We start from the raw sequence: 25,253 nt of genomic DNA on the forward strand, positions 1-25,253 counted from the left end.
GCATTAATGTGCGGCTCTTTTTAGTTTAAACAATGATTTAAGTCGCTAAGCTAAGACAATGGTCGACTATAGAGTCGTAATTACGTCATCCATTGCAAGGCGCGCTTTTGGAAGACCATGATTATAATCTTCCCCATCTTTATGGTAGCCAATCGCTAGCGCAACTTCACAGATATGGCCCTCGAGCTCTTCTTTAAACTCTTCTCCAATCAGAGCAGGATCGACACCTTCCATCGGTGTTGAGTCAATGCCTAGTCGTGCCAATGTGTGTAGTAGGTTACCTAGTGCCAAATAGACTTGTGCTTTTGTCCAGCTTCCGTTGAAGCCATTTTCGTCCGTATTTGCATCGGCAAAAGCGTAAGCACCCATAAAGTTGTTGTACATCTCCGCTGGCAAGTGGCCAGATGTTACTTCTGCATCCACACGCTTCGCAAATTTCTCTTTAGTAAATTTAGGATCGTAAGCAAACAGAATCGTATGTGATGCGGCTTTCGCGTGTGGTTGGTTAAACTGATGCATATTTGCAAACGTATTGTGGAAACGTTGCTTCGCTTCATCACTTTCAATAACGATGAATTTCCATGGTTGTGAGTTGATAGAAGACGCCGACAAACGCAGTGCTTCTTTGATTATCGCCATGTCTTCTTGAGAAACGCGCTTGGTTTCATCATATTTTTTTGCAGTGTAACGGTTATTTAGATCGGTAATGATTTGATGGGACACGTTTATATCCTCTTTATGTGATGACAGATGAGGATGCACTAGCATCGACAACCATGCGTACCTCGAATATGGGTTCATGATAATGGATATTTTTTCATTGATAAGAGGGTGTTTATTTAAATCACTTTTTACTTTTTGTTGAAAATCGATGTGAGTTGATCGATTTGAAACTTAAAAGTCCTTATTTGGAAGCTTTTATTTGATATTAAATTAAACTCATATTGAGGCGTAGGGGAAAGCAACATGAACGTGATTGAAGTTTTTAATGATAGCTATGAACGTTGTACTTCAGATCAGGAGTTTTTCGACTTGTTCTACAAAAATTTATGGTCGAAAAGTGCCAACTTTAGACAGAAGTTTGACGGTATAGACATGCACCAACAAGTGAGAATGCTTAGAGGGTCTATCGTATTTTTTATGATGGCAGATACCTCGACCGAAGCGCACAAAATGGTGGAAAAGTATGGGAAAAAGCATGCAAGTGCAGATATTGGTATAGAGCCGCAGGATTTTGATGTTTGGCTTGAGAGTTTGTTAGAAACGGTTCGACAGTGTGATTCCGGGTACGATGCCGATGTTGAAACCGCTTGGCGAACATGCTTTAAAACGGGCTTAGAAGTAATGAAACAAGAATGTGATAAAGAAGATGGGCACATCCTTAAAGCGAGTACCAAATAAGGAAGTAACGTGAGTGGTCGTTACTTCCTAGGGGCAGAATCTTACTTATCTTGTGTCTCTTTATTCTTTTTCACCGCTTCGGCGATATCACTGACAGCTTCGACAAGATTGATCGGCATTGGAAAAATAATAGTGGATGTTTTGTCTGTAGTGATTTCAGTGAGTGTCTGCATGTAACGTAATTGCAGTGCATTCGGTGCTTCGTTGAGCATTTGCGCTGCTTCTTTTAATTTATTTGAAGCCTCTAACTCACCAGTAGCGTGAATGATCTTCGCCCTACGGTTACGTTCTGCTTCTGCCTGACGGGCTAGGGCTCTGACCATGCTGTCATTTAAATCAACATGTTTGACTTCAACCGTAGCAATCTTGATTCCCCAGTCATCAGTCTGTTGATCGAGAATGGATTGTAAATCCTTATTGAGGCGTTCTCGCTCTGATAGCAATTCATCGAGTTCATGCTGACCCAATACCGAGCGCAGCGTGGTTTGTGCTAACTGGCTGGTGGCATCGCTGTAGCTTTCAATATTGTTAATCGCCATTTGAGGATCGACTACGCGAAAATAAACGACCGCGTTGACGCGCACAGAAACGTTATCTTTGGTAATTAAATCTTGTGTCGGCACATCCAAAACGACAGTACGTAAATCAACCCTCACCATTTGCTGAATAAATGGGATAAGGATGATCAAACCAGGTCCTTTGACTTCTTGAAATCGACCAAGAAAGAACACAACCCCACGTTCGTATTCTCTCAAAACCTTGAACATTTGGGTCGCTAGTGCGAACAGCAGCACCACGATCACCGCAACGGTATAGAGCATCATAAAGCGCCTCCTATTTATTTTGGCGGTCATCAGGCATCACAGTTAAGGTCAGCCCTTTAACATTAACAATGGTGACGTGATCACCTTGTTTGAATTGTTGATGGTCTTTGGCTTTAGCTCGCCATAACGCACCGTTGAGTTGAACGCGTCCTTCGCCATCGATAAAGTCATCGCTTACCACGGCGACCTTCCCAGGGTAAGTCTCTAAACCCGTCGTTACACGCCGGCGACGAATTTTGAGCAGCAGGCCGACGGTCAGCACGATTAGAGCCACGGAAAATATGGCAATACCAAAAATCAAAGGAAGGGCGATCTGGAATCCTGGTAACTCACTGTCCATGAGAAATATCGAACCGAGTACAAAGGCGACAACGCCGCCTAAGCCCAAAATACCAAAGCTCGGACTGAATGCTTCCGCTATCATTAGTGCAATACCGAGTAACAGCAGACCAAGACCTGCGTAGTTGACGGGCATCATTTGTAGTGCGTACATGGCAAGAAGCAGACAAATCCCACCTAGCACACCGGGTAAGCCAATTCCTGGGTTGTAAAATTCAAGAAGTAAACCGTAGATGCCGATGAGCATTAGAATGTAGGCAACGTTTGGATTGGTTATAACGGCTAGCATTTCTGCTCGCCAATCGGGTGTTCTTTCAATCCATACGGGATTTTCCAGTGACAATGTCACATCACGATTGTTAACTTTAACAGTTTGTCCATCAATGGCTTTGACTAAATCCTCTGGTGAGTTGGCTATATAATCAATAACGTTTAATTCCAATGCCTCTGTGGCGTCCAAACTTGCTGCTTCGCTCACTGCTTTCTCTGCCCACTCTGCATTTCGGCCATGAAGCTTTGCTAAGCCTTTAATATAGGCTCTAGCATCATTAATCACCTTTTTCTCCATTGCGGTTTTCGCGGGAACTTTCTCTGAACCTTCGTTGGTTCCTTCTGACGTTTCTTCCGCGTTTTGATCTTTGCCATCATCCGATGAAGGGGGCTGAGGGGCACCACCTAACGCGACGGGCGTTGCCGCGCCAAGGTTGGTGGCTTCAGCCATTGCGGCAACGTGGCTGGCGAGTAAAATGTATGTCCCTGCACTGGCAGCTCTAGAGCCAGATGGGCCGACCCAAGTTGCAATGGGAGTCGAGGAGGTTGTTATCGCGTGAATAATATCTCGCATTGCGCTATCTAAGCCGCCTGGTGTGTCCATCTCTAAGATCACTAAACTGACACCGTTTAGTTGAGCTTCTTCTATTTCACGAGATAAATAGTCGCTAGTAGCAGGCCCTATAGCGCCTTTGACAGGAACAATCCAAACAGTATTCGCCAGTGCTTGACTGGCAATCAAGAGTAAAGGTAAGAACCATATCCATAGTCGTTTCATGCAGTCCTCCTTGTGTGGTCACAGGGACTTTTTGAAATCCTAATTCAAGTATATCCAAATAACTTAGAGATGCTTGAGTATAGGTTCTAATGAATAAGTTCCCGAGGCTAATTAGGAGACTACATTTTTATATATAAACGCTGTGTGAGATAGTAAACTAAAGCAAATTATTGGTAATTGTGATGTTTATGTTTATTGTTCTGCGTTTGATTAAGTTGGCCGTTATCTGTGCCGTTTTCTTTACTATTTTCGATCTGATCTCCTATGGAGAGGTGACTTGGTTTCAACGGTTTTTGGCTTTTCTACACTAAACTCAGACTTCAATACGTTAGCTACTCATAAGGCGATCGATTTCTTCCTATTCGCCTTATTACTCTCTCTTCAACCAAAGCCTTAAACAAAGCAATACTTAACTCGGTTTTTCAACTTCCTGTCGGTGGAAAAAATGCCAAAATGCAACTAAATTCATATCAATGACAAGTTTAAGGTATGTAGTTGATGAGGCAATTCAGCGCAATCGCACTAGCTGTTGTAACACTCATTTTGAGCCAAACAACAATCGCAAGAAACGCGAAGATGTTAGGTGATATCTCTCTAGTTCAGCCCATACAGGGTGATCCTAATGTAGATATTAAGCTAGCGAGAATTGGCTGGCATCTCTTCCGCGATCCTCAATTATCGTCAAATGGTAATGTCAGCTGCGCGACATGCCACAATCTGCAAACCAATGGCGCTGAAAATACACCAGTCTCTACGGGGGTGAAAGGTGATGGAATTAGAAATTCTATAACAGTGTTTAATGCAGCGTTAAATTATCGTTTTTTATGGGATGGTACGGAAAACACCTTGATGGCTCAGATTGATGGTCCAATCCATAATCCAATGGAAATGGACTCAAACTGGCAAACAATACAGCAATATGTAAAAGAGAGTGAACATTATCAAGCTCTATTTAATCGTGACGGTGAATTGCCGATTAACGTTCATAATATCAAGTCCGCTATTGTGGAGTTTGTTGAAGGGCTGCAGACGCCTGGCGCACCATTCGATGCTTACTTATTGGGTTACACGCATGTACTGAGTGAACAGCAAATCAGAGGTTGGAAAACATTTCAGACTTCAGGTTGTGTGCAGTGTCATCAGGGCAAAAATATCGGCGGAGCGATGATCCAAAGGTTCGCCTATTTCAAGGATAAGCCAGTAGTAGAGGACTCGGGCAGGCAACTCGTTACGATAGAAGATGAAGAGCGATTCTATTTTAGAGTAGCCAGTTTACGCAATGTCGCGCTAACGAGTCCTTATTTTCATAATGGGCAAGTCGATAAGTTATCCGACGCGATACAAATCATGGCTAAAACCCAGCTCGGTATAACGATGAACGATGAGAATGTCGCGGACATTGAAGCATTCTTGCAGTCGTTGACAGCACCTAGACCCATAATTTTAGAGGTGTTGGAAAATGAATAAATTCAAACTGATCAACTTTTGCTTTTTTATTGGGATACTGACGTGCTGCACACTGGCGTATATGTCGTATATGAATTCAAAAAACGCTCAAGAATTTCATGCAGGGCTAATGAATATCGGACATGAGTTGATTGAAGAGCGTGATGTTATCGTGAACCGATATGCCGTTGAAGATAGGAAAAACTATGAGTTAACAACATCTTTAGTAGAGATAGAAATCGCAGCACAGGCACTGTTGGAATCATCAAAGGCATCAGTTTGGTTTCCCGTGACACCCAATCGTATAAAAGTTAGGGATACGCTTGAACAGTTTAAGGAGCGAGTGCTTCAAACAACGTTGAAGCTTGATATGTTAATTGGTGTTCAGGTAGAAAATCGGTATGCATTACTCATGTTGTTCAATTTATATCAGCAAGATGTTTCTACCGAGCGCGGCCAATCATTGGGTGGCAGTCGTTATTTTGAATTTCTCAACCAGTTGCTTCTAACACAAACTGAAGTTGAGAGTGAAAAGGAAGCGAACTTCCTTAAACGGCTTCAAACGAGTGATAAAAGAATTGAATTGCTGACGAATGAACTGCTTGATCACACTTATATTGAGTTTGTCGAAAGCTCAGAGCATCGGTTACTCAATATTGCTCAAAGTGAGGCGCGTTTTACGTGGTTGTTTGTATTTATTGCGGTGATGTTTCTAGTTAGCGCGTTTGTTTATCAGTCACATCACCGAATGCATAACTTAAAACAGTTGAATCTTGAAATTGAAGAGGCGAGAAACAAAGCCGAGCGAGCGGCAAAAGCGAAATCAAATTTTCTCGCTGCAATGAGTCACGAACTAAGGACGCCGATGAATGGTGTACTAGGGCTTTCTCAAATGATTGCAGAAGAGACCAAAGAGCCGACGACGAAAGAGCACATTAGGGTTATTCTTGACTCTGGCCAGCATCTGATGACTATCCTCAACGATATTTTGGATTTTTCTAAAGTTGAAGAAAACAAACTGGAATTTGAGCAAGCTAAGTTTAAGCTCGATCAAGTGCTTTCTCCAGTGTGTAGCGCAATAAAGCCACTTGTTGATGAAAAAAATATCGAGTTAATCTTGGAAAACGAGGTTTCTGAATATACTGAATTTACTGGGGATTGTGCGCGTTTACGACAGATCTTGTTTAATCTCGCCGGTAACGCGGTGAAGTTTACCAATGAAGGGCATGTGCTGGTTAGAACCGAGTTAGATGAATCGAATCAGTTGTTGGTCATGCGCGTGAGCGACACCGGTATTGGTATTGCGCCAGACAAGCACGAGCATATTTTTAACTCGTTTGAGCAAGCAGACTCATCAACGACTCGAAGGTTCGGCGGAACAGGGCTTGGGTTAGCCATCGTCAAAAAACTAACCGATTTGATGGGTGGCCATATTACTCTGAAGAGTATAGAAGGCGTTGGAAGTCAATTTATCGTTGAGTTGCCGATTCCTTGGGTAGAATCTGCTCCGAAAAAGCAGCAAGAAGCACCGAAACCTCGCGCAAAATCAAACCATTTAAAGATACTACTTGCTGATGATAACCGTGTGAATGCCATTGTGGCAAAAGGGTTTTGCGAAAAACTTGGGCATGAAGTGGAAGTTGCAGAAAATGGATTAATCGCGGTTAAAAAGGCGAAAGAGAACGAGTACGACCTGATCTTGATGGACAACCATATGCCCGAGATGAATGGCGTTGAGGCGACACGCGTTATCCGACAAGAGTTAGGTATCAAGACATTACTCTTTGCGTACACGGCAGACGTATTTCGTGAAGCTCACGATAGCTTTATTGAAGCAGGAGCAGACCATGTGCTTACGAAACCGCTACAGCATGAGAGCTTTTCAGACGCTCTCAAACAGTTTGCCGCCAGACTCGAACCGAAACAGAATCCGCCACTAACGAGTGACAGCAATGTGCTTCAATTGCAACGTAAGCCAATCGAGAACTTAAGGTTAACAGAGGAAGAACTCTCCCATTCAGGCATGTTTACTTCTTTACGAGATGAGCCAGAAGCGCTCGACGAGTTGCTAAAAAGCATTATTGTCGATTTTGAGACTTCGGTTGATGAACTTATTGAATACTTTATGGCTGAAGACTTTGCTTCATTAGAGCTGACGTTGCACAAAACGAAAGGGATGGCACTGAACCTAAGTTTACCTATTTTGGCGAGCCAAACGGAGGCCCTGGAAACTCAACTTAAAGCCAACCAAAGTCCCGAGATTGAGCAGTTGCAGATGCTGATCAATCGGTTACAGGTCAACATCCATCAGTCTCATAGACTTTTGGATGATATCCAGAAGAACAATGCCGATCCTCAACAGATTTTATAGTCCCTGTGAGTGCGATGCTTTCCTTAACTCATTTTGTTGTGGTTTACTGTGGCAAGGACGGATAGTGTTGATTCGTCGTCGGAAAATCAGGGAGTTAGAATGAGTAAGCATTCCGCTTTAATCAAATGGCATCGTAAAGCTGGCGAAGAGTTTAGTGATAATAAGTATAGTCGGGCACACATTTGGCAATTTGATGGAGGGTTGCAAGTCCCAGCATCTCCATCTCCCCACGTAGTGCCATTACCACTATCCGTAGAAGAAAACGTTGATCCAGAAGAAGCGTTTGTCGCGGCACTTTCTAGTTGTCATATGCTCGTTTTCCTGTCTATTGCAGCAAAGCGACGTTATGTTGTGGACAGTTACTTCGATGAAGCGGTAGGGGAGCTTGAAAAAGGCGAAAACGGAAAAGAGTGGGTATCAAAGGTAACGTTAAACCCTAAGATAACATTTTCAGGTGAAAAACAACCGACACCATCTCAATTAGAAAAACTGCACCACATGGCCCATGAGAATTGCTTTATCGCCAACTCCGTTAAAACAGAAGTGACAACGCTTATTGCGAATTAAGTGAAGCTCTTTATCGAAAGCGCGGCCTATTACAGAGTTATATTAAGCCAGCAGTCATCCTGCTGGCTCGTTCATCTAGACGACACCTTGCTCAATCATTGCATCAGCGACTTTTCTAAAGCCTGCAATGTTGGCGCCTAAAACTAAATTTCCAGGTTGGCCAAACTCTTTACTGGTTTCGTTTGCATTGATGAAAATATTTTTCATGATGGTTTGCAACTGACTATCCACTTGTTCAAACGTCCAGTTTTGCATGCTGGCGTTTTGCGCCATTTCAAGTTGACTGGTTGCAACACCGCCAGCATTGGCTGCTTTGGCAGGCCCATAAGCTATGTCTGAGTCCACGATAATATTGGCAGCATCACGGGTGGTTGGCATGTTCGCCCCTTCACTAATCAAAATACATCCGTTTTCGATAAGAGCCAGTGCGTCGTCTGACGTTAATTCATTTTGAGTCGCACAAGGGAAGGCAGCATCAGCCTGATATCGCCAAACAGCATGCCCTTCATTAGGATAGTCGCCCTCTGGTGTGTATTCTGCTTCAGGGTAAGTTTCTAAATATTCTTCTAAGCTTGCTCTTTTCACTTCTTTCAGTTGTTTGAGGAGCTTAAGATCAATACCGTGCTCATGATAGATCGTACCTCGAGAGTCGCTGCATGTAACCGGCGTTGCTCCCATATGGTACAGTTTTTCAATGGCGTAGATAGCCACGTTGCCAGCACCAGAAACGAGGCAAGTTTTCCCTTTCAATGAATCGTTGCGGTCGTTGAGCATGCATTCTGCAAAATAGACGGCGCCATATCCTGTCGCTTCTTTTCTGGCGAGTGAGCCCCCCCAAAGCAGACTCTTGCCTGTAAGCACACCTTCGTAGCGCCCCGTCAATCGTTTGTATTGACCAAACATATAGCCAATTTCGCGCGCCCCGACGCCGATATCGCCTGCGGGAACATCGGTGGCAGGACCGATATGACGGTACAACTCGTTCATAAATGATTGGCAAAATCGCATGATCTCGCCGTCGGATTTTCCTTTAGGATCGAAGTTTGAACCGCCTTTGCCGCCACCGATAGGAAGGCCAGTCAGTGCGTTTTTAAAGATTTGCTCAAAGCCGAGAAATTTTATGATGCTCGCATTGACTGAGTGATGGAATCTCAATCCTCCTTTGTACGGCCCCAAAGCAGAGTTGAATTCAACTCGATAACCTTTGTTTACTTGCACATTTCCAGCATCATCAACCCAAGGAACTCGAAACATGATTTGACGTTCTGGCTCGACGATCCTCTGGATAATCGCTTGTTCCTTATATTTATTATTGCCTTCTATTACCGGCGCGAGAGAAGTTAATACTTCTTCTACCGCTTGGTAAAATTCTTTTTGCGCAGGGCTACTGTGTTGCAACGCAACAATAGTATCGTGTATGTATGACATAGATTTCTTCCTTGATGTGAATAAGCAATCAGTTTATATGAATGTATTTCCATTAAATAGTGATTTTGACCAAGATTCAATGGTTGTAGTGGTCTTTCCTGCGGATGAGAATGTGCAGCTTCTAACCCAGGCAGTGTTGGTTGAGATAGGTAGGGCGAGCTAAGTAAGCGGGTGGTTGAGTGATCAGTTTCACATATAACAAGCAGAAATCACTTTAGTCGATGTTGTTGTGCAGTTACGCAAATTGTTTATGTTAACGTCATGTTAAAGTTTGTGTGTGTGATAACTTGTGAAAAGACAACTATATGGATGAGCTTAAGGTTCTGAACTCGTTTATTCAGCAGAATGGTCTACCAGCGTTTGGCCACCTTGATGGAATTCCAACATCGTTACAGCTAGATAAATTTACTTACCTCGATGAGATGGATAAGCCAGTGTCTAAGTGGCGCCGTTACCGCGATTATAAGCAGTTTCAGTTCGTCAATTTGGTCACACCTGATTACGTCATTGGAGTAGCGATTGCTGATATACGGTATTTAGCATCCGGCTTTTGCTACCTGTTTGATATTAAAAAGAATAAGTTGATTGAGCAACAATGGTTGAAACCTTTTAATATAGGTTATCAAACTCAGCCTTCCAGTTGGTGCAGTCTTGCCCATCTTGCTAACAAAAGAGTTCAGTTTTCTATTAAGGATGGTATTTGGCACGTCCACTTTGTGACAGAGTCAGTCAATGCGGATCTCTATTTACGTCCAGAAAACATGAGTTTGCCATTAATGTTGTGTACGCCAACAGGTTATGCGGGTTGGACATATACTCAGAAGCACAATGCGTTAGCAGTAGACGGTAACTTGTTCATATTAGGAAAAGAGCAAGATCTTTCAGAGGTGGCTGCTGGTTACGATTTTTCCGCTGGGTACATGCGGCGAGAAACAAGTTGGCGCTGGGCGAGTATCAATTGCTTTGAGGATGACAGGCGTCTGGGGTTGAACTTGGCAGCTGGCGTTAATGAAACTGGCTATTGCGAAAATGTATTGTGGATTAATGGTCAGCGTCACTTTTTGCAACCTGTGCAGTTTCAGTTTTCACGAAGTGATGAAGGGCAAAAGTGGCATATTACGTCTGAAGATAAACGAGTTAACTTACAGTTCACGCCTTTGAATCGACGCTCAGAGAAGAAAAATTTTTGGCTTCTCAAAAGTAACTTTCGTCAGTATATCGGTTATTTCTCTGGCTATCTTATCGATGGAAATGGCATCAAACATCAGTTAGAAGAAGTTATGGGTCTTACTGAAGATCACTATGCAAAATGGTAGAAACACAATGGATTGGACGCAGTTGATGGACCGCCCAGAATTACTTCTGATGATTCTGGCTCCAGTTTTCTTTTTCTGCATGCTTGCCGAATATTGGTTCGGACAAAGAAGGGGACGCTTGCCTGAAAGCGCAACGTATTACTTCCCTGAAGTAGCGTGTAATTTTGTTCTTGCGGGCTTACACCAAGCGACAGACATACTCACGGGTTTACTGATTGCTCAGTTGTATTTGTGGTGGTTTGATTGGCGTTTGTTTGATATCGAAATGAGCGTCTCAGCTTTTCTTTTACTTGTTGTCCTGCAAGATTTTTTCTATTACTGGTTTCATCGGGCTAGCCATCGTATTCGTTGGATGTGGGCCGCGCACGTTGTTCATCACAGTTCGGAAAGAATGAACTTCAGTACCGCCTTTCGTCAAAGTTTAATGTATCCGCTAGCGGGGATGTGGATTTTTTGGTTGCCCTTGGTGATTATTGGTTTTGAGCCAAAATGGGTTGTCTTCGTTGTGTTGTTTAATCTGGGCTTACAGTTTTTTGTTCACACCCAATCAATTCGTTCGCTCGGGCCACTAGAGTGGGTATTTAACACGCCGTCTCACCATCGCGTTCATCATGGTGTGAACCGTCAGTACATCGACAAAAATTATGCGGGTGTATTAATTATTTGGGATCGAATGTTCGGAACGTTTGAACCAGAGGTGGAAACGGTTCGGTATGGGGTTTCTAAACCTGTAAACAGCTTTAATCCCATCCGCGTGACGTTTGCAGAATGGAAAGACATGTTTTATGACGTAACTCGACCAAACTTATCATGGAAACAACGCTGCCGCCGTTTGTTCGCTCCGCCATCGGATTTTTATGAGTAAATTGAGATAAAGAGATTGGAGCGGGCAGCGGGAATCGAACCCGCATCATCAGCTTGGAAGGCTGAGGTAATAGCCATTATACGATGCCCGCGCATCGATAGGACTCGGTTAATATGCCACACTGGACGAAAAAGAAAAGTCTTTTCTCATCAAATGTTTGTCAGTTGCCTAAAAAAGTAGCGGACTGATGTTAAAGTGTTCATTGTCTCTGGTTTTTTGTGGCACTCGCGATTTCGTTACTAAGCCTAGAGGCTTCCAATTAGGTCGTAAACACCGAATTCTTAGGTGTTTAGATGTTGATGGTATTCAAGATTTTTTGTGCAAAGGTTAATCTCGTTTATTGAACAGTCACGTTTCATGGTCAAGACTAGATATTGAAATGATTACTTTTTACTGTTGATGCGTATGTATAACACAGGGTAATTCTGCTGAAACAGTCAGCTTAACCAAAGGAGATTTAACATGATGAGAGGTTTGATATTAGGGTTGGTGGTGATGCTGGTATCTGCTTGTACGACCGTGACAACCGATGTAGATAAACAAGCCGACTTTTCAGCTTACAGAACGTTTGACTTCGGTGCTCAGGCGGAAGCTCCTACCAGTATTGATGGTCGACGTATTGAGCAAGGGCTTGCTGAACAGCTTGAGGGTAAGGGTTTAAATAAGGTAAATAGTGGCGGTGACCTTTACGTACATCATGATATCGTAGAAGAATCCGAGCTTGTTTCTTCAGGATCGTCGGTGAGCTTTGGCTATGGCTGGAATAGCTTTGGTGTGATCACTTCAAGCCCAGAAAGATATAAAGAGCGTAAGTATGGGAAGTTGGTGGTTGAACTGGTTGATGCAAAGGCTAATCAAGTCGTTTGGAAAGGCGTTTCAAGTCGTAAACTGTCTGAGTCAATGAGCTCTGAGAAAAGAGAATCTCTCATCCAAGAAGAAATCGCGAAGATGTTTGAAAGCTACCCTTACGGTGAAAAATAATTAGTATTCTTAACGATTAAGAATACTAATTGCCAATAGTTACGCACAGGGTTAAAAGAACTTATCATTTTGGTTCTGGTTACCTTTGTGCGTACGACTCTGATTGCTTTACTCGGACTACTTTTCTGCTTGTTGGCTCCGAGCATGAGCCTTGCGTACTCACACCCAAATTTTCTTTCCGTTCATAACCAGAATATCGCTGTTGACGCTAAGTCGAAGCACTTTTCAGAACATCCCATCTCTTCAATACAGCAAGACTTTCCGAGTTTAAACTGCCGGAATGTATTGAGGGTTAGCCATGCTAAGGAAATGAGCTCGAACGACGATGTAGAACCCGAATGGTTTGAAATGCTTGATGTAGCATGGTGGGCGCATCGTTCGGCAATTTACTCGATGAAGCGGCTAAAACGCATCGGTAATGAGGCTTTAGGTTGTTGTATTGAAAGTATTTTTACTCACTCTAAATACAGAATCGGCGTGAGAAAAGAGTCGAATTTCATATACCGCTTTATACATGCTCGCTAACACATTCCATGTTTTTGCAACTTTTGGTTAATTATGCTTAGGAGCGGTTTATGTTTGATTCGATCATTCAGGTCTTGAGTGCTTTTTGGCATCAAGATTTCACGGCGTTAATGGCGCCAGGCAGTGCAGGTTTGGTTTATTTTGTTGTTGCTGTGAGTATCTTTTTGGAAAGTGGTTTTATTCCTGCTGCACCTTTCCCATGCGACAGTGTCGTCGTATTATCCGGTACGCTGGCGGCGGTTGGCGTCCTTGACCCAATTATGATCATGTTGGTGATAGCTGTTAGTGCGGGGTTGGGAAGTTGGGCGGCTTATTTACAAGGCAAGTGGCTAAATCGCTTACCTAAGGTTCAAGGCTGGGTGAGTGCGGTTCCTCAAAAGCGTTTGGAACAAGTCGACGTATTACTCAGTAAACATGGATTGGTTGCGCTTTTGTGCGCGCGGTTTATTCCGGTTGTTCGTTCCCTATTGCCATTAATGATGGGGTTGCGAGTGAAACGTATTAGTAAATTCCATTACTTTGCGTGGCTGAGTGCGATTTTATGGACGCTGATATTATGCGGTTTTGGTTCATTACTTCCTTTGCTACCAGAAAATATGAGCAAAGCAATCACAATGCTATTAATGGCGGCACCAATAATTACTCTTGTGATTGGAGTGCTTAGTTTCTTGTTTGTTAAAGCACGTCGAGCGACCTGTAAACCCAAGGATGTGTCAGAGTTTTCCCAATAAGTTTACTTTGATTTGCACTTTTAAGCTTGTATGCAGATTAGACCTCTAATCGACAGGTTTTTGTCAGTAAAAAGAAAGGCGCATACATTGCGCCTTTCTTTTTGAGTGTCGTTAGGGTTTCGAATTTAATAGCCAATGCTATATAGGTATTCGCCAACTTCTTTGCACTGAGACTTGTAGATGTTCTCTACTTCAGACTCATTCTTATCTGCTGCTTTAAATTCAAGTTCGGCAGACGATAGCTGGTCAAAGCTGTAGTCTCTCTCAGACATTAAGTAGTGTCTGAACATCGCTCTGTGTTCCGGAACTGCAATACGTGCGTTAGAAACGTTGGCACACTCTAACAGAGTGTCGTTACTCATTTCTTCTGGCTTAGTTTCTGTGTTTGCTAAGGTTGAGCCCGCTGCAAATAGTAATGCTAGTGCGATGGTTGTAGCGATTCTTGTCATTATATGGACCTCAAATTGGTTCTAGTAACAATGAGCATATTGGTTCTTATCGTTACATTTTCGTGTTCTCTGTATGTCATAAAAAGTTAAACAACAGAGAAGGCGTTGCGACCATGAGTAAAGACGTACATTAAGTTCGCTTCCTTTCTTCCTGAGAGGCGATAAAGAGAGCGTTGACTCATGAGTCCGCCATAACTGTCTAGAGGTAAGCGAGATGCTTGTTTTGCCAACTCCAGTAGTGGTGGAGAAGAGAAAGCAATAAGTAAAAAATAATCAGGAGTAAAATCTGATGATAAAACGCCATCAGTAGCTGATGTTCGGCGACAGGAGACAAGCCCGAACAACTCGCGCTTTATATGTAGGTAGTAACTTTCTGAACCCCAAGAGCTCAGAGAAGCTGAGGCATGAAAATCAGTGTGTGCTAGCTCAAAATCGTCCTGTTGAGAGAGTTTAAGTAGGCGCTCGGAAGTGTAATGTTTGGTGTGGTGCCACTCATGCGCATATGAAGCTGTGATGAGCCCTGAGAGCAGGGACAAAGAAAGCATCAATAATAAACGGTGTAGATAACGCAAGAAGTAACCCTAAACATATAAAGCCACAGTTACCCACCATGATTAAGGAATCTTAGTGGAACTATGATAACGATGAAAGCCAGTGTCTGATCAACTCAGCGTATACTAACGAGATGGAAGGGGGATGAACAGAGTTTTCTGATCGCACTTAGGTATATCAGCGAATAACACAATAATTTTCGCTTTCGAGTAAGCGAAAATGGAAAGAGAGTCGTTGCACAGGACGATTAAGCTAACAGGATTATTACTAGGGAAGAAATAGAATCTTCTTTTTCTTCCCCATATGTGTCGCATCGATATTATGCGCTTGCGTAAATAACGCTGCCGCCTTTTATGGTGTCAATGATCTCGCGAGACAACTTCTCTGGCAAAGCAGGGCAACCCCAACTGCGTCCGAGGTATCCATTCTTCTTGATGAAGGAAGGGTTTGCGTAATCGGCACCGTGCACGACAATGTAACGCTCGCGAGCTTTGTCGTTTAATCCAGAGCTTAGCCCATCTAATCGAAGTGAATAGCCATTTGAGCCGTAGTAAGTGGTATCAGTCAAAAAAGTGCCCAATGATGTTTTTCGCGAGTTCACGACATTTGAAAACTGTGTCGCTGTTTTCTTTCCGCTGTTCACGCCGTGAGAAACATACGTATTGTAGATTAGCTTCTTTTTATCTAAATCCACCACATAAAAACGCTTTTCAGTTGATGGTTTACTATAGTCGATGATCGTTAGTACCGACTTCTTTCTATCGGGTGTCTTCTGATAAGCGATGTAAGCGTCACTGAACAACTTAAAGTCTACTATGCCATCTAGCTTGGCTTGTTTAAACACATGTTCAACTTGCTTTGGTCGTAAATGATCCCTGGGTTCGTTATCTGATTGTTTTGCAAAAGCAAAAGGTGATACAGACAACAGCGCACATGTAAATAATATAATTAATTTTTTCATCTTGGCTAAATAAAACTCTATGGTGTTACAAATTTACCGATTGCTTCATGCATTCGTTAAAACAACATGCACATCAATATAATTCTATTCCCAATGTTTCTTATTGCACGCTTAGGTGCTTGATATTGGGTTGACGATAAGTTTTCGAGTTAAAAACTAACTGATTGAAACTTATATAAAATATGAAGTTTAACGATGGTTTCTATAAACTTCGGCGTAAATAATATCTGATATATGTAATTAATAAAACTGTGTTTAAGGATATTTGTGAAGTTGCTAATTTATAAAAACGGCGTTTTATTTTTCGTACTTTAGAAACTCTTTTTATTTCAATGTGTTTTCTTTTTCTACACTTTATCCAATACCTCAAAAGTTTGTGACTTAACTCGTAACAAATCGTAACGCCGAATCGTTATGTGTATAAGTGCATTTATAATGTATGAATAAACAACAGGGTGGTAAGAAAAGGCAGTAAAACAGCGGTGAATCGGTTGTTTTTAATTCACGATTGACAAAGCTAAGTCTAAGTCGTTCAAAAATTGAACTTGTGAATGTATCATTTAAGTGAGGGTGATGAGCTCAACAAAAGTGAAGTGACGCGTGCTACTGTTTATTTTCTAATTTATTCGATTACATAAGGAAGGGTACATAGTAAAAATTGAAAAAATAATTCTATCGTGTGGATTAAAATATATAAATAATAAAACTTCGAAATTAAAAGATAAGAACGCCAGATCTTAATTCATTAAATTTTTGAACATGAAATTAAACTCTATCTATTATGCTCGGTTTGGTTTGGTGTGAAAGCGCTCATCTCATTAAGAAAAGCGCTAGAATTTATTTAAGGACGGTTATGACAGCATTTAATAAAGTGTTTATTGTCACTCCCAATGTTAATGATTTTGCAATGTTGCAAGAGTCGCCATTGGAAATGTCTCTTCAAGTAACGGCAAGCAAACCTATCCAACTCTATGGAGAGTCTGTTAAAGCCAGTTGGAAAAGTATTGATATTGAATGGTTAGACGTTATGGGTGAAAAGCCATTGCCCAGGCCTGATATTGCAGCATGGGGATCTTTTACTCTTGCTGTATCCGCTTCTATTGCGGATAAGCTCGATGTGTTGAGCGAGAATGTCGAATTTTTACCATTAAATCTACAAGGAAAGCCTTGGCGAGCATTAAACATTGTCACTCAAATTGATGCCATTGATACCTCTGCTACCGAGTATAATCTTCGTCATGGTAAGCTAAGTCGTGCTAGACCGTTTAAGAAACTCGTTTTGAATAGAGAAGCCGTTAATGAATCTGACTTGTTCAGAGTAAAAGGTGCTGGGCTCAGAACGTTTTGCACGGACAAAAAAGGTGGCTTGTACGATAGCGTCAAAGCGCTGAATTTGACCGGTTTGGATTTCAAGGAAGTGCTGGTTTAAAAACGAATAAATAGTGATTTACTCGACTAAAGTCATAGATATAGGTATGGGGGAACAAAAGCTGAGCATCTATCAATGAAGCTCATATATAACTAAATACAGCCGCCACAGTTGTGACAGCTGTACGTCTCCCCTTAACTTATGTTCTTGAAACCCTAATTGAGCTGGCCATGGACGCATCAAATCGACTGTCGTCATTTGCCGATTGCCACCACAAGCTCAATTGTTCTTTAGTCATTGGTTTGCCAAATAAATAGCCTTGCATATAGTCGCAGCGGTATGCCGATAGCCATTCATGCATCATATTGTGTTCAATACCTTCTGCTGTAACCGTTTTATTCTGGGCATGGCATAGCTCAATAATAGGTTTGATCACATGGCCGTTGTTGGTCTTCATCAATGTAACGAGGAACTCTCGATCAAATTTGATTTTTTGAACCGGATACTGAACGAGCTGAGTTAACGATGTGTAACCAGAACCAAAGTCATCAATTGCAAGACGGTAGCCACGTTTTGATAGCTCATCAAGTAGAGCCGTGCCTTGTTGTTCTGCGGCAAAGGTTTCGGTTATTTCTATCTCAATACATTCTGGTTTAACACTGTGCAGTGTCGCTTGTTCATGGATGTAGTTTGCCATTTCTATCGAGTTTAGCTCTGCTGATGAAAGATTGACCGAAAGAACAATATCCTTACCGAAAATATTCCTTAATTGATGGTATTCCGCCGTTGCATTGGCGAAAACCCAGCGGTCAATTTTATCAAATAATCCGGCTTGCTCTGCAATTGGAATAAACTCCTTTGGAGGGATAGGGCCGATACCTTCGGCTTCCCAGCGCAACAAGACTTCTAACCCCTCAATTTCGTTGCTTCGATTGTTCATATAGGGTTGAAAAACAAGGTGAAATTCTTCCTCTACATTGCTTTTTCGGAGCGCACGTTCAAGTTGACTTCGTCTTTGAGACTCAATATTGAGAGCGGCTGAATAATAGGCGTATTGATTTTTCCCTGCCCGTTTTGCTTGATACATAGCCGCATCGGCACTGGAGAGTAACTTCGCGATGTCAGTACCGTCTTGAGGATATTGTGCAATACCTACGCTTGCCGTAACGGGAAATGAATTACTCCAAGATGAACTGAGATTACTAATCGGTTTTAGCAGCTCTGATGCAAGCAAATCAGGCAAGCGTTTTACCTCTTGATTTGAGCTCAGCAAAATTGCAAATTCGTCACCAGATAACCTGGCGGCAAAGCAGGGGCTGTTGTAATCGTGCGAGAACTTTTGACAGGCATTCTTGATGTGTGATGAGAACACTTTTAATAAGTTATCTCCCAATTCATGCCCGTATTTATCATTCACGTATTTAAAGTTATCAAGATCGACGTAAACAACCCACAGAAACTGCGAAGGGGAGATAAGTTCACGAGTGGCAAGCTCATGAAAACGATGGCGATTGGCGAGTTGCGTCAGGTGATCCGTTTCAGCTAGGCGTTTTGTCTTTTTATAGATGACATTAAGTTCCTCATACATATCAAAAAAGCGTGCAGAGAGGCGTCCTATTTCATCGTTTGTTTCTAGCTTTTCAATATTGTCACGTTGATTAGATTCAAGTTCGTTCAGCTGCTTATCAAGGCGAGAAACAGGGCGCAACACATAGCGGTACAACACCAAAATGATTAATGTGATGGTGAAAAACGCCGCTACGCCAAAGGAGAAAGCAAGTTCTAGCCACACTTTATCGACTTTATTCCACATTAAATATTCGGCAGGAGAAAGCACGGCATAAAAGTGCGGCAGCAGCTCAATGGTTTGAGCGAGAGGAATATCAAGATAAATGGGTTTGTCGGCGAAAGTAATCACGCTGTGCGTGTCAAACTCGATTTCATGCTTAATCTCGTTAAAGGCTTCAAGTGATACGGAAACTACCACAAAAAACACATTTTTCGAGTCAAAGCTCAAAGGGTGAGTCCCCGTTCTTTTGTCGACGACCTCATATTGAAGAAGAATGCTTTGTCCACTGGAGTTATAAATAAAGCCAGTGTGACTGAAAGCCTCTCTCTCATTGAAACTTCGTGATATGTACTCTAACACCTTTGGGTCGACCACGCCCGATGATTCGTAATATTTGTTTTCTGTGTAGTAGAGAAGGTTTTGTTTTCCGTCGAGGATCGCCATGCTCGCATCGCCTTTGTAACCATGGCTCAATACTTCAGCGGTCTCGTCTAATCGGTTAAACAAGACTCGTTCACGATAGGGGTTGTTATGATTTACCAAATAGTCTTGTAATACATCACTTTTACTGAGCGTATAGGCATAACTATTAAGAAAAATATTTGCTTGTCGAAACTGCCCGGCGAGCTTTTCCATTTGCAACTGAATATAGCTGTCTTCCCGCTTGATGAGCGTCACTTTTTGAATGCTATAAATAATATAGCTAGATACTAACGCGCTTAATAAGATCACTGGCGCGACAAGCAAAATGACTCTATTGCTTAACTTCATTATGGTTCTTAGTTTCCGTTTGTGTCCCTACAAACGTCGCGTACCAGGTAAGGTACTGAACGGATGATGTGTTTTGGCAAATTGTAACCAGATTGTAAGGTGAGCGTTCTCCAAAATCAGGCAGCTATCTAAGAATTGTGATGACGTGAAAGGTTTCGAGCTTATTAACTAGAGGTTTTCTCAGTAGTTGGACGTCTCTTTTCCTCCCTCCCTGTATAAAACCTAACTGTAATGACAGGGAAATACCGTCATCGAAACGTTTCGATGGTAAAGTGTGACTCAAGTGCACTTTTCCTATTCAATGACAATTGAATTACAGATCATTCTCACACCTTATCGATCTCACACTGGTCAAATTGCGATGACGAATTATTATTTCATCGAAACGTTTCGATGAGTTTTCTGTTAATAACGAAAACATTTTAAAACAGGCGCTCATGGTTGTATGAACGTGTAACCGAAAGGTCGATGAGATGAAAAAAAGTACCCTAATTAACTCAGATATTTCTTACTTGGTGGCGACGCTAGGCCACACCGACGAGATCACGATATGTGATGCTGGTCTACCAATCCCAGAGCATGTTCAGCGAATCGATTTGGCGCTAACGCATGGGGTACCAAGTTTTCTTGATACTGTTCGCGTAATTCTATCTGAGTCCCAAATCGAAGGGGTCATCATTGCGGAAGAGTTCTCTGATGCAAGCCCAGTTTTGCATGAAGCGTTGCTCAACGAACTGAGCAAAGAGAGTGAAGAAACGGGCAAATCTATTGAGGTGAGCTACGTGTCACATGAAGCGTTTAAAGCACGCACGGCCCAAAGTCGCGCTATCGTAAGAACGGGCGAATGCTCGCCATATGCGAACGTTATTTTCCAAGCGGGCGTGGTTTTTTAAGCCAGAGATATTGAGGACAGATTATGACTCAAGCCATTCTACAACTAAGCGAAATTGAGAAGGCGTTTCCGGGCGTAAAAGCACTCGACAAAGCAAGCCTGAATGTTTATCCAGGCCGTGTTATGGCGCTGATGGGTGAAAATGGAGCAGGCAAGTCAACGCTAATGAAGGTGTTGACAGGCATTTACCACATGGATGCGGGGAGCATTCAATATCAAGGTCAGCCGGCGGCCTTTAAAGGTCCACGCGATTCACAGGAAGCTGGTATTAGCATTATTCACCAAGAGCTGAACCTGATTCCTGAACTGACGATTGCTGAAAATATTTACTTGGGACGAGAGTTCACTGGATCCTTAGGGCGTATCCAGTGGGGCAAAATGTATGACGAAGCTGACAAGCTTTTAAAGCGTCTGAATGTAAAGCACTCATCAAAAACATTGCTTGGCGATTTAAGCCTTGGTGAACAACAAATGGTGGAAATTGCAAAGGCACTTTCGTTTGAGTCGAAAGTCATCATTATGGATGAGCCAACGGACGCATTGACCGATACCGAAACGGAATCACTGTTTAAAGTGATTAATGAGCTTCGTGCTCAAGGATGCGGCATCGTATACATCTCGCATCGTCTTAAAGAAATCTTTGAAATCTGTGATGATATTACGGTGCTTCGTGATGGTAAGTTTATCGGTGAGTGCAAGGTGTCCGACACTGATGAAGATGGCCTAATTGAAATGATGGTTGGCCGAAAATTAGAAGAGCAATATCCACGTATTGATGTCCAACATGGCGAAACTTGTCTTGAAGTCATTGGTTTGACTGGGTCTGGCGTTCAGGATGTGAGCTTTACTCTCAAGCGTGGTGAGATTCTTGGAATTTCTGGCTTGATGGGCGCAGGCCGCACTGAACTCATGAAAGTCATTTACGGCGCATTACCTAGTGAGCATGGTGTTATCAATCTTGATAACAAAACTATTAACCCGGTTAGCCCGCAAGATGGCTTGGCAAATGGTATCGCTTACATCTCTGAAGATCGCAAAGGCGATGGTTTGGTTTTAGGTCTTTCGGTTAAGGAGAACATGTCACTTTGTTCGCTAAACCAGCTGACCAAAGGCTTCCAGATTCAACACAGCGACGAAGTGATTGCTGTGGAAGATTTTATTAAGTTATTCAACATTAAAACCCCAACGCGAGATCAAATCATCGGCAACTTATCTGGTGGTAACCAGCAAAAAGTTGCGATTGCGAAAGGGTTAATGACGAAACCTAAAGTTCTGATTCTGGATGAGCCAACACGTGGTGTTGATGTCGGAGCAAAAAAAGAGATTTATCAGCTCATCAACAAGTTTAAGGCCGAAGGCATGAGCATCATCTTGGTTTCTTCCGAGATGCCTGAAGTGCTCGGCATGAGCGACCGTATTTTAGTGATGCATGAAGGTCGTATCACTGGCGAATTTGATGCGAAAGACGCCGATCAAGAAAAATTACTCGCCTGTGCCGTAGGCAAAGAGATCAATGAGGAAGCAGCATGAGTACGAATACCATGAGCAAACCAACCGAAACGAGCAACAAGAAGTTGTTCACAAAAGAGTGGCTGATTGAACAAAAATCACTGATAGCTCTGATCTTTCTGATCGTTGTTGTGTCATTTTTGAACCCGAACTTCTTTACGGTCGACAACATTCTCAACATTCTTCGTCAAACCTCCGTGAATGCCATTATCGCAGTGGGTATGACATTAGTTATTTTAACAGCAGGCATAGACTTAAGTGTTGGTTCGGTATTGGCATTGTGTGGTGCCTTTGCGGCAAGCATGATTGCGCTTGAGGTTCCGGTGCTGGTGGCGGTTCCAACTGCTTTAGTCGCAGGTGCAGCGTTAGGTGCGATCAGCGGTATCATTATTGCGAAGGGTAAGGTGCAGGCATTTATCGCTACGCTGGTTACCATGACGTTACTACGCGGTGTGACCATGGTGTACACCGAAGGTCGTCCAATCTCGACAGGCTTTACTGACACCGCGGATGCGTTCGCATGGTTTGGTACTGGCTACGCGCTAGGCATTCCAGTTCCTGTTTGGTTAATGGTGGTTGTGTTCGCTGCGGCTTGGTATTTACTTAACCACACGCGCTTTGGTCGCTATGTTTACGCACTAGGCGGCAATGAGTCTGCGACTCGCCTATCAGGTATCAATGTAGACCGAGTGAAGATTGGTGTCTACGCCATCTGCGGTATGTTAGCAGCGCTTGCAGGCATTATTGTAACGTCTCGTCTTTCTTCGGCGCAGCCAACAGCAGGTATGGGCTACGAGCTAGACGCTATCGCAGCGGTTGTTCTTGGCGGTACCAGCTTGATGGGCGGTAAAGGCCGTATCATGGGTACCTTGATTGGTGCGCTGATCATCGGTTTCTTGAACAATGCACTTAACCTACTTGATGTTTCTTCCTACTACCAAATGATTGCAAAAGCAGTGGTTATCTTGCTGGCGGTATTGGTAGACAACAAAAACAAGTAATTCATAACAATCTGTATATATAAAACAGTGAATACAAACCGAGTCAGGGGACGTGTACTGGCTCACCCTACACAAAGGACTAGAACGATGAAAAAACTTGCAACTCTTATCTCTGCTGCACTTCTTTCTTCAACCGTATCGGTAGCGGCGCAAGCTCAAGATACCATGGCGATTGTGGTTTCGACGCTAAACAACCCGTTCTTCGTAACGATGAAAGACGGTGCGGAAGCAAAAGCGAAAGAATTGGGGTACGACTTAATTGTACTGGACTCGCAAAATGACCCGAGTAAAGAACTGTCGAACATCGAGGATTTAAGTATTCGCGGCGTAAAAGCAATTCTTATCAACCCAACGGATTCTGATGCAGTGTCTAATGCAATTCGTATGGCGAACCGTTCTAAGATCCCTGTGTTGACACTAGACCGTGGTGCAAGCCGTGGTGAAGTTGTGAGTCACATCGCGTCGGACAACGTAATTGGTGGTGAAATGGCAGGCCACTACATCATGGAAAAAGTCGGCGAAAAAGCAAAAGTCATTCAACTTGAAGGTATTGCGGGCACATCGGCAGCGCGTGAGCGCGGTGAAGGCTTTATGAATGCCGTGAAGGGCAGCGATATGGATCTTCTTGCTAGCCAACCAGCTGACTTTGACCGCACAAAAGGTCTAAACGTAATGGAAAACCTGCTAGCGGCTAACCCGGATGTACAAGCGGTATTTGCACAGAATGATGAAATGGCGCTAGGTGCACTTCGCGCAGTTCAAGCTTCTGGCAAAGATGTCGTTATCGTTGGTTTTGATGGTACGGAAGACGGCATTGCAGCAGTTAACCGTGGCAAACTAGCGGCAACTATTGCTCAGCAACCAGACCTTATCGGTGCTTTAGGTGTTGAAACGGCTGACAAAGTTTTGAAAGGTGAAGAAGTAGAAGAGTACATCCCAGTACCACTAAAAGTAGTCACTAAGTAAGTTTTCAGTTCAATAAATCATCCTAATTTTTGCTCTCTCCTCCGTTTATATCTGTCGTTTAGGAGGTGAGGGCAAACTTACCCAAAATACTGCAAAGTGTGGGGTATAGATGCCTTTGGCTTTTTATCGAGACTCCTTCGTCAGGAAGAGAAGTTAAAGTCATCTAATGTATTTTCCTAAACAGTTTTTAAAAAGGGTTCATTCAGAACCGAGGATAACCGTATGAATAAGTTAGTGGTGTTAGGTAGTGTAAACGCTGACCATGTTCTTCAAGTGCCTTCTTTCCCTCGCCCAGGCGAGACGCTGCATGGTCGCAACTATCAAGTTATCCCAGGTGGCAAAGGTGCCAACCAAGCCGTCGCGGCGGCGCGATTAAATGCAGACATCGGTTTTATCGCTTGTGTGGGCGACGACTCATTCGGCATTAACATTCGCGAAAACTTCAAAATGGACGGCATCGATATCACTGGTGTGAAGATGCAGCCAAATTGCCCGACAGGTATCGCGATGATTCAAGTGTCGGACAGTGGTGAGAACAGCATTTGCATTTCAGCTGAAGCGAACGCCAAACTGACAGCAGAAGCGATTGAGCCAGATTTAGAGCGTATTCGCCAAGCAGATTACTTGCTAATGCAATTGGAAACGCCGATGTGCGGCATTGAGAAAGCTGCGCGTGTAGCGAAAGATGCCAAAACCAACGTAATTTTGAATCCTGCGCCAGCTCGTGAATTGTCAGATGAATTACTGTCTTACATTGACGTGATTACGCCAAATGAAACGGAAGCTGAAGTTCTGACAGGTATTACTGTAACAGACAACGAAAGCGCGCAAGAAGCGGCGAATGTGCTACATGGTAAAGGTATAGAAATTGTCATGATCACACTCGGTGCAAAAGGCGTTTGGCTAAGCCAAAACGGTCGAGGCGAAATCATCTCGGGTTTCCGCGTTGAAGCGACGGATACTACCGCTGCGGGCGATACATTTAATGGGGCATTCGTCACTGGTCTCCTAGAAGGTTTACCTTTAGAATCAGCGATTAAGTTTGCACATGCGGCGGCTGCAATTTCTGTGACCCGCTTTGGCGCGCAAACGTCGATTCCAACCCGCGAAGAGGTGGACGCGTTTCTCGCTGAACAATAAGGCGCACAACGC

At 43.1% G+C, this 25,253-nt stretch carries 23 protein-coding genes and 1 tRNA gene; 15 read left to right on the forward strand and 9 right to left on the reverse strand.

Going from position 1 to position 25,253, the window contains the following annotated elements:
• Nucleotides 1-66: 66 nt before the first annotated feature.
• Nucleotides 67-723, reverse strand: a complete 657-nt coding sequence (locus tag R7Q48_RS02380; RefSeq protein ID WP_064376638.1) for an NAD(P)H-dependent oxidoreductase — start codon at nt 721-723, stop codon at nt 67-69.
• Nucleotides 724-966: 243 nt separating this feature from the next.
• Here R7Q48_RS02380 and R7Q48_RS02385 point away from each other — a divergent pair, with 243 nt between their 5' ends.
• A complete protein-coding gene (locus R7Q48_RS02385; protein ID WP_017633662.1) occupies nt 967-1,401 on the forward strand; it encodes a globin in 435 nt (144 codons plus the stop codon).
• A 41-nt stretch (nt 1,402-1,442) separates the two neighbouring features.
• Here R7Q48_RS02385 and R7Q48_RS02390 read toward each other — a convergent pair whose 3' ends face one another.
• Nucleotides 1,443-2,225: a slipin family protein gene (locus R7Q48_RS02390; protein ID WP_005373196.1), complete on the reverse strand. Its 783-nt coding sequence runs from the start codon at nt 2,223-2,225 to the stop codon at nt 1,443-1,445.
• Nucleotides 2,226-2,235: 10 nt separating this feature from the next.
• Nucleotides 2,236-3,612, reverse strand: coding sequence for a nodulation protein NfeD (locus R7Q48_RS02395; protein WP_318132135.1), 1,377 nt, complete (start codon nt 3,610-3,612; stop codon nt 2,236-2,238).
• Nucleotides 3,613-4,110: 498 nt separating this feature from the next.
• Between R7Q48_RS02395 and R7Q48_RS02400 the strand changes: the two genes are divergently transcribed.
• The 3 genes from R7Q48_RS02400 (at nt 4,111) to R7Q48_RS02410 (ending at nt 7,996) form a co-directional block, all read left to right on the forward strand.
• Entirely contained in the window at nt 4,111-5,079 is a 969-nt protein-coding gene (locus R7Q48_RS02400) for a cytochrome-c peroxidase (protein WP_182015896.1), read from the forward strand.
• Nucleotides 5,072-7,429, forward strand: coding sequence for an ATP-binding protein (locus R7Q48_RS02405; protein ID WP_318132137.1), 2,358 nt, complete (start codon nt 5,072-5,074; stop codon nt 7,427-7,429). The genes R7Q48_RS02400 and R7Q48_RS02405 overlap by 8 nt, the downstream gene beginning before the upstream one ends.
• 99 nt (nt 7,430-7,528) lie before the next feature.
• The gene (locus tag R7Q48_RS02410; protein WP_017820322.1) at nt 7,529-7,996 is read left to right on the forward strand and encodes an OsmC family protein; all 468 of its coding nucleotides are present in this window, start codon (nt 7,529-7,531) and stop codon (nt 7,994-7,996) included.
• 75 nt (nt 7,997-8,071) lie between these two features.
• Here R7Q48_RS02410 and gdhA read toward each other — a convergent pair whose 3' ends face one another.
• Entirely contained in the window at nt 8,072-9,424 is a 1,353-nt protein-coding gene (gene gdhA, locus R7Q48_RS02415; protein WP_017633658.1) for an NADP-specific glutamate dehydrogenase, read from the reverse strand.
• A gap of 305 nt (nt 9,425-9,729) precedes the next feature.
• Between gdhA and R7Q48_RS02420 the strand changes: the two genes are divergently transcribed.
• Both R7Q48_RS02420 and R7Q48_RS02425 read left to right on the forward strand, forming a co-directional pair.
• Entirely contained in the window at nt 9,730-10,740 is a 1,011-nt protein-coding gene (locus tag R7Q48_RS02420; protein WP_053307607.1) for a DUF2804 domain-containing protein, read from the forward strand.
• A 7-nt stretch (nt 10,741-10,747) separates the two neighbouring features.
• A complete protein-coding gene (locus R7Q48_RS02425) occupies nt 10,748-11,605 on the forward strand; it encodes a sterol desaturase family protein (protein WP_005373167.1) in 858 nt (285 codons plus the stop codon).
• 16 nt (nt 11,606-11,621) lie between these two features.
• Here R7Q48_RS02425 and R7Q48_RS02430 read toward each other — a convergent pair.
• Nucleotides 11,622-11,696 (reverse strand) — tRNA-Gly (locus R7Q48_RS02430).
• 371 nt (nt 11,697-12,067) lie between these two features.
• Here R7Q48_RS02430 and R7Q48_RS02435 point away from each other — a divergent pair.
• From R7Q48_RS02435 to R7Q48_RS02445, 3 genes are all read left to right on the forward strand, one after another.
• On the forward strand, nt 12,068-12,586 hold the full coding sequence (locus R7Q48_RS02435) for a DUF4136 domain-containing protein (protein WP_053304498.1): 519 nt from the start codon (nt 12,068-12,070) through the stop codon (nt 12,584-12,586).
• Nucleotides 12,587-12,673: 87 nt separating this feature from the next.
• Complete coding sequence (locus tag R7Q48_RS02440; protein WP_318132138.1) at nt 12,674-13,111, forward strand: hypothetical protein; 438 nt, start codon at nt 12,674-12,676, stop codon at nt 13,109-13,111.
• A gap of 50 nt (nt 13,112-13,161) precedes the next feature.
• Entirely contained in the window at nt 13,162-13,842 is a 681-nt protein-coding gene (locus R7Q48_RS02445) for a DedA family protein (RefSeq protein ID WP_054577812.1), read from the forward strand.
• Between the two features lie 125 nt (nt 13,843-13,967).
• On the opposite strand, the gene R7Q48_RS02450 is transcribed toward R7Q48_RS02445, so the two are convergent.
• The 3 genes from R7Q48_RS02450 to R7Q48_RS02460 form a co-directional block, all read right to left on the reverse strand.
• Entirely contained in the window at nt 13,968-14,291 is a 324-nt protein-coding gene (locus R7Q48_RS02450; RefSeq protein WP_005373158.1) for a hypothetical protein, read from the reverse strand.
• An 86-nt stretch (nt 14,292-14,377) separates the two neighbouring features.
• Entirely contained in the window at nt 14,378-14,836 is a 459-nt protein-coding gene (locus R7Q48_RS02455; RefSeq protein ID WP_017633653.1) for a hypothetical protein, read from the reverse strand.
• 326 nt (nt 14,837-15,162) lie between these two features.
• Nucleotides 15,163-15,804 carry a murein L,D-transpeptidase catalytic domain family protein gene (locus tag R7Q48_RS02460; protein ID WP_017633652.1) on the reverse strand — a complete coding sequence of 214 codons (642 nt, stop codon included), beginning with the start codon at nt 15,802-15,804 and terminating at the stop codon, nt 15,163-15,165.
• A gap of 853 nt (nt 15,805-16,657) precedes the next feature.
• On the opposite strand from R7Q48_RS02460, the gene R7Q48_RS02465 reads away from it, so the two are divergent.
• Nucleotides 16,658-17,233: an imm11 family protein gene (locus R7Q48_RS02465; protein WP_017635389.1), complete on the forward strand. Its 576-nt coding sequence runs from the start codon at nt 16,658-16,660 to the stop codon at nt 17,231-17,233.
• A gap of 139 nt (nt 17,234-17,372) precedes the next feature.
• Here R7Q48_RS02465 and R7Q48_RS02470 read toward each other — a convergent pair whose 3' ends face one another.
• Nucleotides 17,373-19,733, reverse strand: a complete 2,361-nt coding sequence (locus R7Q48_RS02470; protein WP_167416090.1) for an EAL domain-containing protein — start codon at nt 19,731-19,733, stop codon at nt 17,373-17,375.
• A gap of 473 nt (nt 19,734-20,206) precedes the next feature.
• Here R7Q48_RS02470 and rbsD point away from each other — a divergent pair, with 473 nt between their 5' ends.
• From rbsD to rbsK, 5 genes are all read left to right on the forward strand, one after another.
• Entirely contained in the window at nt 20,207-20,626 is a 420-nt protein-coding gene (gene rbsD / locus R7Q48_RS02475) for a D-ribose pyranase (RefSeq protein WP_005382620.1), read from the forward strand.
• Nucleotides 20,627-20,649: 23 nt separating this feature from the next.
• Nucleotides 20,650-22,155, forward strand: a complete 1,506-nt coding sequence (gene rbsA, locus R7Q48_RS02480) for a ribose ABC transporter ATP-binding protein RbsA (RefSeq protein WP_025767874.1) — start codon at nt 20,650-20,652, stop codon at nt 22,153-22,155.
• Nucleotides 22,152-23,135 carry a ribose ABC transporter permease gene (rbsC, locus tag R7Q48_RS02485; RefSeq protein ID WP_005373145.1) on the forward strand — a complete coding sequence of 328 codons (984 nt, stop codon included), beginning with the start codon at nt 22,152-22,154 and terminating at the stop codon, nt 23,133-23,135. The genes rbsA and rbsC overlap by 4 nt, the downstream gene beginning before the upstream one ends.
• 87 nt (nt 23,136-23,222) lie before the next feature.
• Nucleotides 23,223-24,101 (forward strand): ribose ABC transporter substrate-binding protein RbsB, encoded by an 879-nt coding sequence (gene rbsB / locus R7Q48_RS02490; RefSeq protein WP_005373143.1) that lies wholly within the window; start codon nt 23,223-23,225, stop codon nt 24,099-24,101.
• Nucleotides 24,102-24,323: 222 nt separating this feature from the next.
• Complete coding sequence (gene rbsK / locus R7Q48_RS02495; RefSeq protein WP_017820311.1) at nt 24,324-25,241, forward strand: ribokinase; 918 nt, start codon at nt 24,324-24,326, stop codon at nt 25,239-25,241.
• Nucleotides 25,242-25,253 lie beyond the last annotated feature (12 nt).

It is taken from the genome of Vibrio sp. 378 (assembly GCF_033339435.1).

Excerpts from the sequence above, each read along its gene's own strand:
- R7Q48_RS02385 (WP_017633662.1), top strand. The coding sequence starts at position 967 with ATGAACGTGATTGAAGTTTTTAATGATAGCTATGAACGTTGTACTTCA.
- R7Q48_RS02390 (WP_005373196.1), bottom strand. The coding sequence starts at position 2,225 with ATGATGCTCTATACCGTTGCGGTGATCGTGGTGCTGCTGTTCGCACTA.
- R7Q48_RS02395 (WP_318132135.1), bottom strand. The coding sequence starts at position 3,612 with ATGAAACGACTATGGATATGGTTCTTACCTTTACTCTTGATTGCCAGT.
- R7Q48_RS02400 (WP_182015896.1), top strand. The coding sequence starts at position 4,111 with ATGAGGCAATTCAGCGCAATCGCACTAGCTGTTGTAACACTCATTTTG.
- R7Q48_RS02405 (WP_318132137.1), top strand. The coding sequence starts at position 5,072 with ATGAATAAATTCAAACTGATCAACTTTTGCTTTTTTATTGGGATACTG.
- R7Q48_RS02410 (WP_017820322.1), top strand. The coding sequence starts at position 7,529 with ATGAGTAAGCATTCCGCTTTAATCAAATGGCATCGTAAAGCTGGCGAA.
- gdhA (WP_017633658.1), bottom strand. The coding sequence starts at position 9,424 with ATGTCATACATACACGATACTATTGTTGCGTTGCAACACAGTAGCCCT.
- R7Q48_RS02420 (WP_053307607.1), top strand. The coding sequence starts at position 9,730 with ATGGATGAGCTTAAGGTTCTGAACTCGTTTATTCAGCAGAATGGTCTA.
- R7Q48_RS02425 (WP_005373167.1), top strand. The coding sequence starts at position 10,748 with ATGGATTGGACGCAGTTGATGGACCGCCCAGAATTACTTCTGATGATT.
- R7Q48_RS02435 (WP_053304498.1), top strand. The coding sequence starts at position 12,068 with ATGATGAGAGGTTTGATATTAGGGTTGGTGGTGATGCTGGTATCTGCT.
- R7Q48_RS02445 (WP_054577812.1), top strand. The coding sequence starts at position 13,162 with ATGTTTGATTCGATCATTCAGGTCTTGAGTGCTTTTTGGCATCAAGAT.
- R7Q48_RS02450 (WP_005373158.1), bottom strand. The coding sequence starts at position 14,291 with ATGACAAGAATCGCTACAACCATCGCACTAGCATTACTATTTGCAGCG.
- R7Q48_RS02455 (WP_017633653.1), bottom strand. The coding sequence starts at position 14,836 with ATGCTTTCTTTGTCCCTGCTCTCAGGGCTCATCACAGCTTCATATGCG.
- R7Q48_RS02460 (WP_017633652.1), bottom strand. The coding sequence starts at position 15,804 with ATGAAAAAATTAATTATATTATTTACATGTGCGCTGTTGTCTGTATCA.
- R7Q48_RS02465 (WP_017635389.1), top strand. The coding sequence starts at position 16,658 with ATGACAGCATTTAATAAAGTGTTTATTGTCACTCCCAATGTTAATGAT.
- R7Q48_RS02470 (WP_167416090.1), bottom strand. The coding sequence starts at position 19,733 with ATGAAGTTAAGCAATAGAGTCATTTTGCTTGTCGCGCCAGTGATCTTA.
- rbsD (WP_005382620.1), top strand. The coding sequence starts at position 20,207 with ATGAAAAAAAGTACCCTAATTAACTCAGATATTTCTTACTTGGTGGCG.
- rbsA (WP_025767874.1), top strand. The coding sequence starts at position 20,650 with ATGACTCAAGCCATTCTACAACTAAGCGAAATTGAGAAGGCGTTTCCG.
- rbsC (WP_005373145.1), top strand. The coding sequence starts at position 22,152 with ATGAGTACGAATACCATGAGCAAACCAACCGAAACGAGCAACAAGAAG.
- rbsB (WP_005373143.1), top strand. The coding sequence starts at position 23,223 with ATGAAAAAACTTGCAACTCTTATCTCTGCTGCACTTCTTTCTTCAACC.
- rbsK (WP_017820311.1), top strand. The coding sequence starts at position 24,324 with ATGAATAAGTTAGTGGTGTTAGGTAGTGTAAACGCTGACCATGTTCTT.